At 45.0% G+C, this 1,452-nt stretch carries 2 protein-coding genes; both read left to right on the top strand.

From position 1 onward, the window contains the following. Window positions 1-1,130 (top strand): histidine--tRNA ligase (gene hisS / locus ACWHAR_RS21240; RefSeq protein ID WP_452087738.1); only part of this gene is annotated, 1,130 nt, incomplete at its 5' end. A 13-nt stretch (window positions 1,131-1,143) separates the two neighbouring features. Continuing rightward, on the top strand, window positions 1,144-1,452 hold a 309-nt coding region (locus ACWHAR_RS21235), incomplete at its 3' end, for an OB-fold nucleic acid binding domain-containing protein (protein WP_452087737.1).

Genomic DNA, 1,452 nt, shown 5'->3' with positions numbered 1-1,452 from the left:
TGTTTGCCAGAGGCGTCGGAGAATCAACGGATATCGTACAAAAAGAAATGTATACCTTCGAGGACCGCAAAGGCAGAAGCCTGACGCTTCGTCCGGAGGGAACAGCTGCTGCGGTTCGCGCTTTTAATGAAAACAAGCTGTTCGCAAATCCTGTACAGCCGACAAAGCTTTATTATGTCGGGCCGATGTTCCGTTATGAACGTCCTCAGACGGGCCGTTACCGCCAGTTTTATCAGTTTGGAATTGAAGCGATTGGTTCAAAAGACCCTGCAATCGACGCTGAAGTAATGGCGCTTGCGATGAGTATTTATGAAAAAGCAGGTTTAGAAAACGTTAAGCTTGTCATAAACAGTCTCGGCGATCAAGATAGCCGCAAAAGCTACAGAGAAGCGCTCGTGAAACACTTCGAGCCTCGCATCGAAGAATTTTGTTCAGACTGCCAGTCCCGGCTGCACACGAACCCGCTTAGAATCTTAGACTGCAAAAAAGACCGAGATCATGAGCTGATGAAATCGGCGCCTTCGATTTTGACATATTTAAATGAAGAATCAGCCGCTTATTTTGACAAAGTGAAACAATACTTAAATGATCTGGGCATTTCGTATGAAATCGATCCGAACCTTGTGAGAGGGCTGGATTATTACAACCACACCGCATTTGAAATTATGAGCAATGCGGAGGGCTTTGGCGCGATTACGACACTTGCCGGCGGCGGACGCTACGACGGGCTTGTCGAACAGATCGGCGGACCTGAAGCACCGGGCATCGGATTTGCGATGAGCATCGAACGCTTGCTTGCCGCAATTGATGCTGAAAAAAGAGAGCTGCCTGTTGATAAGGGAATCGACTGCTATATCGTCACACTCGGCGAAAAAGCAAAGGATTATTCTGTTTCATTGGTGTACAAACTGAGAGAAGCAGGCATTTCCAGTGAAATCGATTATGAAAATAAGAAAATGAAAGGCCAGTTTAAAACAGCTGATCGCTTAAATGCCAGATTTATTGCGATTTTGGGTGAAGATGAGCTTGCCCAAAACAAAATCAATGTAAAGGATGCACAGACTGGCGAACAGATTGAAGTGGCACTTGATGAATTTATACATGTGATGAAAGCAAACCAAAAGGGATAAGGAGTGAAACGCATTGTTTGGAAGAACATATTATTGCGGTGATATAACTGAAAAAGCAATTGGCGAATCTGTAACGCTGAAAGGCTGGGTGCAAAAAAGACGAGACCTCGGCGGATTGATTTTTATTGATTTGCGTGACCGTACGGGCATTGTTCAAGTCGTTTTTAACCCTGATGTGTCAAAAGAAGCGCTTGCTATTGCGGAAGGCATCAGAAATGAATACGTGCTTGATATTCAAGGAAAAGTGGTGGCGCGTGAAGAGGGAACAGTTAATCCGAATTTGAAAACAGGCGCGATCGAAATACATGCTGATGGAGTGAAC

The sequence above is a fragment of the Bacillus sp. LR--39 genome (genome assembly GCF_053613335.1).
This window is presented reverse-complemented; position numbering and strand designations above follow the sequence as displayed.